Below are 13,046 nucleotides of genomic sequence, written 5' to 3'. Positions count from 1 at the left end.
CAAAAAATATAAACTTTAATCAATTTTTTTCTTGATGTTTTCTTTCACGTCTTCAATGCCGTGACGTACTTCGCTTTCGGCTTGCTTTGCTTTACCTTCAGCTTTATCTTCTGGATCTCCGGTAACATTTCCTGCTATTTCTTGGGCTTTACCTTCAATATTTTTAGCAGCAGCTTTAGCCCGATCTTCTAAGCTCATTTGATACTCCTGTTTATTGGATGGTAAGTTTATTTCAAAGCTATAAACTAACTTTGAAATCTTTTGTTATTACTATTACACGCTAACTTAAGGTTCTTGCTAAAGCCTTCCACCACAAGGTATATTAAAAAAATTAGAATTCAGAATTCAGAATTCTGAATTGAAAACAGTAATTGTAGTAAGCATCACAGCTATTATTTAAAGCTAAATTTAAATAGTTAAAGCTTAGTTACCTATGCTAAAAGACATAGAACAAATACAAATATCTTTGGTGTGTTGAAACAAAAAACCCAGTTTCTTTACGGAACTGGGTTAATAAAGTTATGGGAATATTCTTTTGGTCTAATCTAGAAAACCCATGAGGTTTACAGAATCGTCTATATCATTTGATGCTATTGGACGGTTACCAAATACTGAATAGCTTTCGGCTATTACTAATGAACTTGAGCTAACTGGACGAATACCGGAGAGATTAATACTTTCAACTACTTTGAATGTATTAGCACCAATTGGACGAATACCCATTGCATTATAGGTTTCCACAACTTCCAAGGTACTGGTACTAACCGGACGGATTCCAGAAATTGAAAGTTTTTCAGCAACTTCCAAGTCGCTACTGCCTATGGGACGAACTCCAGCAATGGCAAGTGTTCCACGAGTTTCAGGCACTGACTGTTCGCTAGCTTGCTCGACTTGATCTTTATCCACACTCTGGCCTTGGTGATTTTCAACTTCCACTGTAGTTTCCCCTTTCAGTTTTGCGTACTTCTGCCGAGGAGCGATCGCTTTAGCACCACTGCTAATAGCCATAACTGAATACCTCTGGTTTATTAATTGAATTTTACAATAATTAAGGAAAGATGAATTTTTCCTATGTATCAAAGTTTAACCTTAAAAATCCTCACATAGATATAAGAATCTTTAAAACTTACACATAAGTAAATCGGAATAGTAAAACTTTGTAAAAGATTATTGCTATTTTGTGGCTTAATTACCGAGCTACAATATATAGGGCGTGAAATCGTCACAATCAGGCAGGGTATTTTCAGCAAAACTGTATGACAGAATTTTGTCTTCAAGCTCCCTTTAGTCCGACAGGCGATCAACCGCAAGCGATCGCTCAACTCAGTGCAAGTATCCAAGCAGGCAATCGTTACCAAACTTTACTAGGTGCCACGGGAACAGGCAAGACATTTTCAGTAGCAGCAGTAATTGAAAAAATTGGCAAGCCTACTTTAGTCCTGGCGCACAACAAAACCCTAGCTGCACAACTTTGTAACGAACTACGAGAATTTTTTCCTAACAACGCAGTCGAGTATTTCGTCAGCTACTACGATTACTATCAGCCAGAAGCATATATTCCAGTCACCGATACTTATATTGAAAAAACGGCGGCAATTAACGATGAAATAGATATGTTGCGGCATTCAGCGACGCGATCGCTTTTTGAACGCCGTGATGTCATTGTCGTCGCTTCCATCAGTTGCATCTACGGTTTAGGAATGCCAGCAGAATATCTCAAAGCTGCCATCCCCCTCCAGATAGGTATGGAAGTAAATCAACGTCAAATATTACGGGATTTGACAAATGTTCAATATAGCCGTAACGACGTAGAAATGGGTCGGGGAAAATTTCGCGTCCGAGGTGATGTTTTAGAAATTGGTCCAGCCTATGAAGACCGGATTATTCGCGTCGAATTTTTTGGTGATGAAATAGACGCAATTCGTTACATCGACCCTGTGACGGGTGAAATTCTTAAAAGTTTAGAAGCCGTAAATGTTTATCCCGCGCGTCACTTTGTCACCCCAGAAGAACGCCTAGAAATAGCTTGTCAAGACATCGCCGCCGAATTAAAACAGCAAAAAGCTGACTTAGAACAAGCCGGAAAATTATTAGAAGCGCAACGCATAGACCAACGAACGCGGTACGACTTAGAAATGTTGCAGGAAGTTGGCTATTGTAATGGCGTCGAAAACTATTCCCGTCACTTAGCAGGGAGACAAGGTGGAGAACCACCAGAATGTTTAATTGATTATTTTCCCAAAGATTGGTTATTAGTTATCGATGAATCTCACGTGACTGTCCCCCAAATTCGGGGGATGTATAACGGTGACCAAGCGAGAAAAAAAGTTTTAATTGAACACGGATTTAGGCTTCCCAGCGCTGCTGATAATCGTCCTTTGAAAGCAGAAGAATTCTGGCAAAAAGTAAACCAGTGTATTTTTGTTTCAGCAACCCCAGGAAATTGGGAATTAGAAATTTCTGAAGGTCATATAGTAGAACAAGTAATTCGACCCACTGGGGTGATCGATCCAGAAATTTCTGTGCGTCCTACAGAAGGACAAATTGATGATTTATTAGGAGAAATTAAAGACAGAGTTGACCGCCACGAACGAGTGCTGATTACCACATTAACTAAACGCATGGCGGAAGATTTAACCGAATACTTGGAAGACCACAGTATTCGAGTACGCTATTTACATTCTGAGATTAATTCAATTGAGCGAATTGAAATTTTGCAGAACTTACGCGAAGGGAGCTTCGATGTTTTAGTGGGAGTAAACTTGCTGCGGGAAGGTTTGGATTTACCGGAAGTTTCCTTAGTAGTAATTATGGACGCAGATAAAGAAGGTTTTTTGCGAGCCGAACGTTCCCTAATTCAAACTATTGGTAGAGCGGCGCGTCACGTCAAAGGACAAGCAATTTTATATGCTGATAATCTCACCGACAGCATGATTAAAGCCATTGACGAAACAGACAGGCGGCGCGGGATTCAAACGGCATATAATAAACTGCATGGAATTACACCGCAGCAGATTGTGAAAAAATCTAGTAATGCGATTTTGTCATTTTTAGATGTATCTCGGCGGTTGAATGCAAGTGATTTAAAAGTCGTAGATGAACATCTCGATGAACTACCTTTAGAACAGATTCCAGAATTGATTACTTTGTTAGAAACACAGATGAAAGAAGCGGCGAAAAAACTCGAATTTGAAGAAGCCGCAAAACTGCGCGATCGCATTAAACATTTGCGGGATAAAATGCTAGGACGTTAATGTGATTATTGTAAAATAGCTTTGGGATTTACCCAAATGCTAAATTTGATAATAATTCCATGAAATTTGAGTGGGAAGAAAATAAAGCAATCAAAAATCTTTCAAAACATGGAGTTTCATTTGAGGAAGCTAAAACAGTTTTTAACGATCCATTTTATGTAGGCTTCTACGATCCAGACCACTCTGAATAAGAAGAACGTTATCTTATACTTGGAAAGTCAAATCAGGGACGCTTGTTAATTGTGTCATATACAGAAAGAGGAGATTCCATTCGTTTGATTAGCGCAAGAGTTGTAACACGTATCGAGCGAGAAGCTTATGAAGAAGGATAACTCAGAAATGGAAGATGAACTGCGATCGGAGTATGATTTAAAGAGCCTAAGAGTAAGAAAATTAGGCTCCGATCGCAAAAGCTTTGGTGGGACAACCATTCGCCTAGAACCTGATGTGGCAGAAATATTTCCTAATGCTGATGCAGTGAATGAGGCGCTACGGTTTTTAATCAGGGTTATGAAGCAAACCCAGCTTTCTTTACCCATAACACAGTCTAATACCTCACTAGATCGCACAGACTAAATATTTTGGTGGTGATCCTAACAAAAAAATAGTATTGCTCAGATTCTCCCTTTCGAGAGGTCATACTAAAAGAAAACGCCCTGTTTTGGCTATTCTAGAAAAGTAAATCATTCCCCGATCGCACCGATGGTTGCTTTACCCGATCGCATTTTGATGAGCGCAGAAGAATATCTCGTTTGGGAACCCACTCAAGAGCAACGCTACGAATATTGGGATGGCGAAGTTGTAGCGATGAGTGGTGGTACGCGCAACCATAATCGGGTTTGTGCAAATTTTTTTAGACTTCTAGATGATGCCCTAGCCGATCGCTCTTGTGAAGTCTACATTGTAGATGTGAAGGTGCAGGTAGAACCAGGGCAAAAGTATTTTTATCCAGATGTAGTAGTGACTTGCGATGAGCGCGATACCGATCCACAATTAATACAATTTCCGTGTTTAATTATCGAAGTGCTATCACCTTCAACAGAAGCAGCTGATAGGGGGAAAAAGTTTGCCAAATATCGCCAATCTCCAACCTTGGAAGAATATGTCTTAGTACAAGTAGAGCAACCCGGTGTGGAAGTGTTTCGGCGCAGCGAACAGGGAAAATGGGTGTTGTCGGAGTATAATTTCGATGAAATATTGCGACTGGAATCGGTGGATGTAGAAATAGCGATCGCTGATTTATACAAACAAGTGCAGTTTGAAACCGAAGCCAGCGAAAATTGAATAGATGAGCGGTAAGGTTGCCTCATAAATCTCAGCTTTTTAGAGAGACAAGAGAATAGGTAATATCAAGGTTGGCACTAAGATGGTTGGTAGTGAAATAATAGTTGACAAGCTTAATGCTTAAATACATACCTACCGATCAGCGATGCGATGAATGCAGAAGAATGTGAGCTAGCTTACAGACAACTTTTATCAATGCTTGAATATCCGCAGTTTGGATGGGTTGTTGAGCAACTAGAAGTAGGAATTATTGCAGGTGAAATAGAGCTTCCAAAAAATAAAAATAAGTCTCCTACGATTATCGAAGATTTTTCTGCTCATAAGAAACTGAGATACTTGGTCGATGCCATTGAACAAGCGGTAATTAATACTGCTGATATGGAACGTGAAATCATTAGTTTTTTTAGAACAGAAATTGCTTTCTATCCTGATAGCGAAAATTCTGAAGAATCTTTTTCAATTAACGAAACTTCTTTGACTTCAAGACGGCAAGACGCTATTAGTGTATTACAAGAATTACTAAATTTGTTGAGAGCAAGGATATCCGAAGATGATAGCGAGTAATGTTGATCTGCTGAATGAGATTAGCTTACAACTAGGTTATGCCATTAATCCAAGTTTGACAGTGACATCAGATCCATCTGATCTATTCGAGGCATATTTGCTCTCTCTTGTACTGCGATCTGCTGAAAGAGAAGGTGCAAGTATTTCTTACGAAGATGTTAACGCGAGCAGAAATCCTACAACTTTTGTATTCCGAACAAGCCCAGGACAGATCGCATCAAAACGACATCCTTACACTCATGCCATTATTTCATTCCCAGACAAACCTGATTTAGAAGCTCATGTTGGAATCAAAGTTTCTGGAACATCAGGCGTCTTGCACGAGTGTGATGTCGCTGTCTTATCGAGAGAGGAAGCTAGACAATGTAGATACAGAAGTAGGCCAGGATACTGGGTTGTTCCCCGTTCATCCGAGATACTTTTGGCCATCGAATGTAAGTTTTACGCTCCATCATCCTCATTATTGGATGAGGCTCGTTCTTTTATTGGTTTAGTTTCAGATTTATCACACAAAACAAATAAATATTTTATATTCAACATTTCATCAGGATCTGCTGAGAGATTATTAGAAAAGAAAAGCAAAGCCTTGAAATGGGTAGGTGAGGTTTTTCCTGCTTCTGGCATTGAAGTTGAGCGAGTTTTAAATCTATTGCAAACTACCTTCAGGGGTTATAAAAAAAGCTAGGAAACAGTCGGAATATAATAATTCATTGCTAGTTTTAGTATTGACCAAACAATTAAAAATTTAAAGACTACCAGAGTTAATTAGATTCCTGTAGCGACTTGTAAATAACGTTATAAGTGAGAAGATATTATTTGCAAATAACGGGTATTTTATACAGTAAAAACCTGAGCCTATACTCGTAATTTTTTATGTACCTGCGCTAAATACCACATATAATCATCAATCTTGTAATTATCAGTAGCTTTAACTATATATTCCTGAGCTAAGTCAAGATTATTTTCAACTTCGTAATATAATCCCAAATAAAGATGACTGTAAAAATTTCCATTTATCCCTTGCGATCGCCCAACATTTAAAACATCATCTGGCGTACAATCTCCTGCATATAAATCATATACGCGCTGCATTACACGACGAGGATCATTTTTCACAGTTAGTAAAGAATTACGTGCCTCTTCAACACCTGAGAAACGAGCTATGCAGAGATATCGCCATACTGTTTCTTCTACATCTTGAGCATTCACAGTCAAATCTATTTCAAACTGCTGAGCGCCTTCAGCAAATCTTTCTGCATAATAGTACGATAATCCACGTTGCCAGAGGTAGGGTTTGACACGGGGGTCTAATTGCTCTGCCTTATCAAAATCTTCAATAGATTCATCAATTTTCGCTAACTGAAACTTAACCATGCCTCGGCGAATATAAGCATTGGGATTTTGAGGTTGATTGCGAATAGTTTCGTTCCACCGTTGGAGTTGATTTTCTAATGAATTTGAAAAAAACATAAATTGCCAAGCCTACGGATTAATTAGCATATTTTCAGCTTTGGGGAGATTACGTCAATACCCTTTTCCAATTTTCCAAATATCATGCATTGTTGCTTTTTTCAAGCATTAATTAAAAAAACTATTTCATGTCATACTAAAATTTGGTGCTATGTATTCATTTTCTCATGACCAACGTTATGGAATTTCCTTGGCAGCAAGAGGTAATTATTCGCCACAGTCAACGCCTTATAAACAGTTTTCGCCATTGGACGGGAAATTCTTTGTTGGATGTAAATGGTGTACCGCAAGAAATAGCACACATGTTATTTGAAGCACCTTTTGTCTTAGTTTCTCACGGCACTGAATCAGATCCAATTTTTAACTATGGTAATCGCAAAGCATTAGAACTTTGGGAGCTGTCTTGGGAAGAATTTACTACAATGCATTCCCGAAAATCCGCTGAAGAGGTAGTGCAAGAAGAACGCGATCGCCTATTATTAGAAGCAGCAACTAAAGGGTTTAGCTATTTTTCTGGTGTGCGGATTACCAGCACTGGTAAGCGCTTTGAAATCCAAGACGGTATCCTCTGGAATCTTTTAGATGAACAGAATCAGTATTGCGGTCAAGCAGCGGTTTACTCTAAATGTACGTTTGTTACATAACCTCTGCGCGATCTATAAGTAGGTCGGTGTGAATATTTATCGTTGCGATGAGGCAGGAGGCACGAGGCAGGAGGCAGGAGGGAAGAGGGTTTGAGTCTATTTAATTTTTCTTAACATAGTTTGGTTTTTCGACATTGTTCTACTTGTATTAATTAATTATTCACTTAGTTAAAGCGAGAACTATCCACGAGGTAGAAGAAACTACTTGCACAATTCAGTAATGTAGAGTTTATGTCTTCAAGTCAGGAAAAACGCCCGTGGTTCCCATTAGAGATAATAATCCTACAAAAATTACTCCTTATGTGACTTATGCCCTGGTTGCTGCCAACGTCCTCGCATTTATTTATGAATCAAGCCTTCCCCCACAAGCATTAAATGGGTTTTTACACCTTGCAGCTGTAGTTCCTCGCGAACTCAGCTTAAGTTTTGCCGGTATTTCTGTACATCAACCAGTGCCAGAGTGGGCAACTTTGATTACTTCACAATTTTTGCACGGTGGTTTGTTGCACTTAGGCGGCAATATGTTGTTTCTCTGGATTTTTGGTAATAACGTTGAGGATAAATTAGGTCATGCCAAATATTTGTTATTCTATTTATCTTGCGGCATTTTGGCATCATTAACCCAGTGGTACTTCGGTCAAGATTCTAGCATTCCTTCATTGGGTGCGAGTGGTGCGATCGCAGGTGTTATGGGAGCGTATATTCTTCGTTTTCCCAAAGCTGAAGTTATTGGCGTTGTACCCTTAGGATTTTTCTTCCCGACTTTCCGCGTCCCTGCATACTTCTTTTTGGGATTTTGGTTTCTCGAACAAGCCTTCTACGGACTTGTCAGCCTCGAAACACCTACTAATATTGGTATGGAAAGCGGCGGTATTGCCTACTGGGCCCATGCAGGCGGCTTTATCTTCGGCGCAATTCTTGGGCCACTTTTGGGTTTATTTAGCGATAAATCCCCGGAAGAATCTTGGTCATAGTAAGTTTACAAGAATTTTATTTTTAAGCCAATCCCACTCTTTAAAGGGTGGGATTTTGCAGTATTTATGATTAGTGATTTGGGATTAATGTGGAGATATTTTTGCCAAATTAAGCTATTGTGCTTTCTAAATTTTACAGTTATTCATACTGTTAACGGTTAACAGCCAACAGCCAACACGAAAACATCTGTTGCATTAGATGTGCGGCAGTTTCCTCTGAGCTAAAATACCTAAACTCAACAACTGTGGGTAATACAAGCTATATTGCAGTTAGTCAATAATTTAGGAAAAACACCTGTGTTTCCTCTCTACGATGAAAATCCCACGCGTATTACCCCATATTTCACCTATGGGTTAATTGGCATGAACATTTTAGTTTTTCTTCATGAGGTGACCCTACCAAATGCACAATTGAATCAATTTTTAAGCCAGTATGCAGTAATCCCTCAAGAGTTAACCACCAATTTATCTGGGGAATGGGTAACGTTATTTACGTCACAATTCTTACACGGCGGATGGTGGCACTTAATCTCAAATATGGTGTTTCTCTGGGTTTTTGGCAACAATATTGAAGATCGTTTAGGTCATTTTAAATATTTAATTTTTTATTTGACATGTGGTGCTTTAGCTGCATTGTGCCAATGGTTTATTAGCATCAATTCTGATATTCCTTCATTGGGCGCAAGTGGCGCAATCTCTGGGGTTTTAGGTGCGTACATTATTCGCTTTCCCCAAGCTAGAGTGATGACTTTAATCTTTTTGGGGATTTTCATCACCACTATCCGAGTTCCAGCATTAGTAATAATTGGACTTTTCTTTGTACAAAATGTCATATCCGGTCTTGCTAGTCTGCAAACAGCCGCTAACATGAGCGTACAAACTGGTGGAGTTGCCTACTGGGCACACATCGGTGGTTTTGTTTTTGGAATGATTCTTGCTCCCTTATTTGGGTTGTTTAGACGCGATTAAATTGGGCATGGGGCATTAAGAGTTAATAGTTAGGAGTTAGGAGTGATGAGTTGGTGGGCGTAGTTTTACCCCATCTCCCCATACTTCGGCTCCGCTCAGTACAAGTCTCCCCATCTCCCCCAGTCCCCATTCAACTCGCACCCGCTGAAACTTCTTCTGATTCTTCAACATTTTCTGGTTCTACTTCAGATGAAAACGTTGGGGGAGGTAGAGAAACGACGATATCAGCACCATTAATAATTGCTCCTAATAACCCTAGTTCCGATTCAACCAATTGATCGATCGCCTCGCCTAACATGTTCTCTTCTGTATAATGTGGTCGCGCCACTAGTACCATGCCATCGCTGTAGGGTTGGATTAACAATGGGTCATTGGATAAACTTAAGGGGCTAGTATCTAAAATCACTAAATCAAAACGTTCGCGGACATCATCCATCAGCCGTCGCATTTCGCTAGATTCGAGAATAGCAGCAGATTGCCGCACCGGGCCGGGGCTGGGAAGAATGTATAAATTTTCTACATCAGGAACTAAACGAATACATTCACTCAAGTCAGCGTAATAACGCAGGGGTTCAATGGTGGCGTCAGGATCGGGAATTACTTTCAGCGATGTACACCGAGAAGGCGATCGCAAATCTGTTTCAATAATTAAAGTTCTTTTCCCAGCACGGGCAGAAGCAATACCCAAGTTATAAGCACTTGCCGTTTTACCCTCTAAGCTACTGGTACTAGTAATTAAAACTACCTTTAAATTTTTACCACCAATCCGCCGTAGATTACTACGGAACTTTTCATAAAATTCTAAGTAGGGAGATTCTGGAGAAAGTACCACTGGCACAGCTTCTCGATCCAAATCATCAACTAGCATTAAAGGCAACTCTCCCAACAGTGCCACTTCCCGTTGCTTGAGGCTCTCGCGGATATCTTCTCTGGTTTTGAAAGTTCCTTCCAGCGATCCCAATAAAAATATCACCCCACCACCAACTAACACACCCAAGGCACCACCCACAGCCAGGGTAATAGGTACACTCTTAGGAGGTTTGATATCGGGAGTAACTGTCGGGCGTCTGGCAACGCTAAGGCTGCTAGTTGTTTCTGCCTCAGCGGTTTTAGCATCCGTTAGCTTAGCCTGCATTTGGTCATAGATGGCTTTTTTGAGTCCAACCTCCTGTTCTAAACGCGATCGCTCTAATTGCTTATTAGGTATCAAAGAATACTCTCGTCGCAGACGTGCTTCTTGTTGGATTTCTTGAGCTAGTTGCTGTTGGAGTGTCTCCCGTTGGGTTTGCAAAGACACCATTTGGTTTGCTAGCTGTTGGCGTGCTGGGTCTAAACTACTCTGAGTACGAATACCAGCAATATTACCCTGGAGTGGAGCCGCCATTCCATTACCGCCTAACACTTCCGCTGCACGTTGTTGGAGTAATTCTTCAGCTGCTTGTTTTTGCCGCAGTAGCTGAATCATCGTTGGGTGTTCAAGTCGTAAATCTTTCCTTAATAAAGCGATTTGCGACTCACTTTGATAAATTTGCGATCGCAAGTTGCCAATAATGGGATCGGCACTCAAAGCTGAAGAAACATAAGCCTGTCCAACTGTTAAACCTAACTTATTTTGTAAACTGCGAATTTGACCATCAACGCCAGAAATAGTTAATTGAATTTGCCGTTGGAGATTTTGGCTAGCAGTAACAGCAGCCAGCAAACTACCATTTTCAGCTGCTAATATTGCTGTGCGCTCAATGCGATCGTACTGTTCCAACCTCTTTTCAGCAATTTGCAATTCGCGTTTAGCTTGTGGTAGGCGCTCGTTAATTTTTTGAATAATTGCTTGTAATCGTCCAGTATTGATGTCACTGCTCAACTTGACCATTGATTGCATCAATTCTGCCAAAACTTCTATAGCTCGTTTGGGGTCAGTATCTACATATTTCAGTTCAAAAGTAGTAGTTTCAAAATCTCCAGTCCTGGGGTTTTTCTTAGGCAGAGAAAGGACAATACTTGCACCGAGTTGTTTCGGTTTGAGATTTACTTTCTCTGCTACTGCTGCAATTATCTGATTTGATAGTAAAACTTCCTCATTTAATTCCTTTCCTTGCTGTTGGATTTCACTACCAGTTGCAGAGAAAGAAACCGGTGGGCCACTATATGTAAGTGCGGCGGATGCTATATAGCTAGCAGGTGGATCTGGTTGCATAGCCACCACTGTTGACCCCACTATAACTAAACCAAAACTAGCTAGTCCAATCCACTTGTATTTTTCAAAAGCAATAAGATAGCGCTTAACAATTGGTGGGGTCATAGTAGGGGCATATATTTACTCGTTGGGCATTGGGCATTGGGCACTTGTACTGAGCGCAGCCGTTGGCGCAGCCTCTCGTAGAGAAGTATTGGGCATTGAGCATTGGGCATTGGGCATTGGTTATTAATTCATCTCTTTGCGTCCCTGCGTCCCCGCGTCTCCCCATCTCCCCATCCCCCCATCTTCCCCTCTTCCCGCTCTACACTCCCTAATTAGAACCGCCACCACCGAAGTTATCAAAAAATCGGAGAAAAGATTGCACATTGAAGAAGGGTTGGGTAATGGTACTCAGTAAATTAGTAATTCTACCGACGAGGTTCCGACCAACAACAATAACATCATTATCTTGAAGTGGCACGTTTTGAGATGCATCACCTCCCAGAGCTTTTTTAGCATCTAGTTTTTGGGTAATGGCTTTACCTCGTTCGGGATCGAACCGAACCAAAGCGATACTTCGGAGGTTAGCAGTGTCAAGATTTACTCCTCCCAAAGCATCTACAAATGTACTGCCATTGGGCAGTGCTTGAGTAGAAATACCTCCAGCAGCGTAGTTTAAAACTCGGACTCGAATCTGTGGTGTAGCTAAGGATGAACGTGCTACCAAATTGCGGTCATAACCATCTTCATTGCCGACTTCACGACGAGGCACAACGATCGCATCTCCGTCTTGTAAGCGTAAATTAGGGATTGAACCACCATTTTGTAGCGCTGCATACAAGTCAATAGTTTGCGAAACCACTGAACCATCCACTAACTTCCGGCGTATTTGCACTTGTCGGAGGTCTGCATTCAGCGTTGAACCACCGGATATTAATAAAGCATCGGCAACGCGGGGCGTTGGTGAATTAATCGGATAAATTCCTGGTCGAAATATTTCCCCGCTAATGGTAACTTGGACTGGTCGCGTTCCTATCAAAGATACCACCACGATCGGATCTGGAAAAATTCGACTCAAACCCAAGCGAATTTTTTCTTGAGCTTCTTCCAAAGTTAAACCTTGTAATGACACAGTTCCCACTTGTGGCACTACAACGTTGCCTTCTGGACTGATGATAGCTTGAAAAACAAAGTCTTGACGCTGGCTTGCTAGGGCTAAAACTATTACCGGATCGACAACATAACGATTTAAGCCCAAGCGAATTTTTTCTTGAGCTTCTTCCAGAGTTAAACCTTGTAAGGAAACTGTTCCTAGCAGCGGCACTACAATGTTACCTTCTGGATTAATTACAGCTTGAAAGCTTAACTCTGGAAAGCGCTGAACCGAAACGCTAATTCCATCTCCGATTCCTAAACGATAGGGGCCAGGAGGACGCTGAAGCACAACGCCAATACTATCTCCTGGTCCCAAAAGGTAGCGGCTGAGTTGAGGCGAAATTTCGTCATTTGTACTTGGAGGTACAACGTCCTCAGTACCGGGTACAGGGGAAGGGGGTTGCCCTTTATATGGGAAAGGCTGAGCAACAACAACCTGGATAGGTGCTGTTAAGAAAACCCCTACTTGAAGACTGACAAAACACAGGGCGCTGAATGCACGCATATAAGAACTGGGAGTTATCAACATCGGTGCAGGAAAACTTATGTAATAATT

At 40.9% G+C, this 13,046-nt stretch carries 14 protein-coding genes and 1 pseudogene; 9 read left to right on the top strand and 6 right to left on the bottom strand.

Translation table 11 applies throughout. The features are described from left to right. Window positions 1–15: 15 nt before the first annotated feature. Both H6H03_RS11330 and H6H03_RS11325 read right to left on the bottom strand, forming a co-directional pair. Entirely contained in the window at window positions 16–198 is a 183-nt protein-coding gene (locus tag H6H03_RS11330; RefSeq protein WP_190955231.1) for a CsbD family protein, read from the bottom strand. A 342-nt stretch (window positions 199–540) separates the two neighbouring features. Next, window positions 541–1,008, bottom strand: coding sequence for a hypothetical protein (locus H6H03_RS11325; RefSeq protein WP_190955230.1), 468 nt, complete (start codon window positions 1,006–1,008; stop codon window positions 541–543). A gap of 248 nt (window positions 1,009–1,256) precedes the next feature. Between H6H03_RS11325 and uvrB the strand changes: the two genes are divergently transcribed. From uvrB to H6H03_RS11295, 6 genes and pseudogenes are all read left to right on the top strand, one after another. Further along, the gene (gene uvrB / locus H6H03_RS11320) at window positions 1,257–3,254 is read left to right on the top strand and encodes an excinuclease ABC subunit UvrB (protein WP_190955229.1); all 1,998 of its coding nucleotides are present in this window, start codon (window positions 1,257–1,259) and stop codon (window positions 3,252–3,254) included. A 59-nt stretch (window positions 3,255–3,313) separates the two neighbouring features. Next, a pseudogene (locus H6H03_RS41990) lies at window positions 3,314–3,586 on the top strand (BrnT family toxin). Beyond that, entirely contained in the window at window positions 3,573–3,830 is a 258-nt protein-coding gene (locus H6H03_RS11310) for a hypothetical protein (protein ID WP_190955228.1), read from the top strand. The pseudogene H6H03_RS41990 and the gene H6H03_RS11310 overlap by 14 nt, the downstream one beginning before the upstream one ends. A gap of 126 nt (window positions 3,831–3,956) precedes the next feature. Next, window positions 3,957–4,538, top strand: a complete 582-nt coding sequence (locus tag H6H03_RS11305; protein WP_190955227.1) for a Uma2 family endonuclease — start codon at window positions 3,957–3,959, stop codon at window positions 4,536–4,538. A 150-nt stretch (window positions 4,539–4,688) separates the two neighbouring features. Next, window positions 4,689–5,102, top strand: a complete 414-nt coding sequence (locus H6H03_RS11300) for a hypothetical protein (protein WP_190955226.1) — start codon at window positions 4,689–4,691, stop codon at window positions 5,100–5,102. Further along, window positions 5,089–5,787, top strand: coding sequence for a hypothetical protein (locus H6H03_RS11295; protein ID WP_190955225.1), 699 nt, complete (start codon window positions 5,089–5,091; stop codon window positions 5,785–5,787). The genes H6H03_RS11300 and H6H03_RS11295 overlap by 14 nt, the downstream gene beginning before the upstream one ends. 170 nt (window positions 5,788–5,957) lie before the next feature. On the opposite strand, the gene H6H03_RS11290 is transcribed toward H6H03_RS11295, so the two are convergent. Further along, window positions 5,958–6,572, bottom strand: a complete 615-nt coding sequence (locus tag H6H03_RS11290; protein ID WP_190955224.1) for a tetratricopeptide repeat protein — start codon at window positions 6,570–6,572, stop codon at window positions 5,958–5,960. 167 nt (window positions 6,573–6,739) lie between these two features. Here H6H03_RS11290 and H6H03_RS11285 point away from each other — a divergent pair, with 167 nt between their 5' ends. The 3 genes from H6H03_RS11285 to H6H03_RS11275 all read left to right on the top strand — a co-directional run bounded on the left by H6H03_RS11285 (window position 6,740) and on the right by H6H03_RS11275 (window position 9,159). After that, window positions 6,740–7,216: an MEKHLA domain-containing protein gene (locus H6H03_RS11285; RefSeq protein ID WP_190955223.1), complete on the top strand. Its 477-nt coding sequence runs from the start codon at window positions 6,740–6,742 to the stop codon at window positions 7,214–7,216. Between the two features lie 257 nt (window positions 7,217–7,473). Further along, window positions 7,474–8,190, top strand: coding sequence for a rhomboid family intramembrane serine protease (locus tag H6H03_RS11280; RefSeq protein ID WP_190955222.1), 717 nt, complete (start codon window positions 7,474–7,476; stop codon window positions 8,188–8,190). A gap of 297 nt (window positions 8,191–8,487) precedes the next feature. Next, window positions 8,488–9,159, top strand: coding sequence for a rhomboid family intramembrane serine protease (locus H6H03_RS11275; RefSeq protein ID WP_190955221.1), 672 nt, complete (start codon window positions 8,488–8,490; stop codon window positions 9,157–9,159). A 130-nt stretch (window positions 9,160–9,289) separates the two neighbouring features. Here the strand turns inward: H6H03_RS11275 and H6H03_RS11270 are convergent, their stop codons facing one another. The 3 genes from H6H03_RS11270 to H6H03_RS11260 are packed head-to-tail and all read right to left on the bottom strand — an operon-like array spanning window position 9,290 to window position 13,019. Beyond that, window positions 9,290–11,458, bottom strand: coding sequence for a GumC family protein (locus H6H03_RS11270; protein WP_190955220.1), 2,169 nt, complete (start codon window positions 11,456–11,458; stop codon window positions 9,290–9,292). After that, window positions 11,439–11,624, bottom strand: a complete 186-nt coding sequence (locus H6H03_RS11265; protein WP_190955219.1) for a hypothetical protein — start codon at window positions 11,622–11,624, stop codon at window positions 11,439–11,441. The genes H6H03_RS11270 and H6H03_RS11265 overlap by 20 nt, the downstream gene beginning before the upstream one ends. Window positions 11,625–11,666: 42 nt before the next feature. After that, complete coding sequence (locus H6H03_RS11260; protein ID WP_190955218.1) at window positions 11,667–13,019, bottom strand: polysaccharide biosynthesis/export family protein; 1,353 nt, start codon at window positions 13,017–13,019, stop codon at window positions 11,667–11,669. Window positions 13,020–13,046 lie beyond the last annotated feature (27 nt).

The sequence above is a fragment of the Nostoc paludosum FACHB-159 genome, from assembly GCF_014698835.1.
Taxonomy (GTDB): domain Bacteria; phylum Cyanobacteriota; class Cyanobacteriia; order Cyanobacteriales; family Nostocaceae; genus Nostoc; species Nostoc paludosum.
The sequence above is the reverse complement of the archived record's forward strand: the minus strand, read 5'-3'. Positions and strand labels throughout refer to the sequence as shown.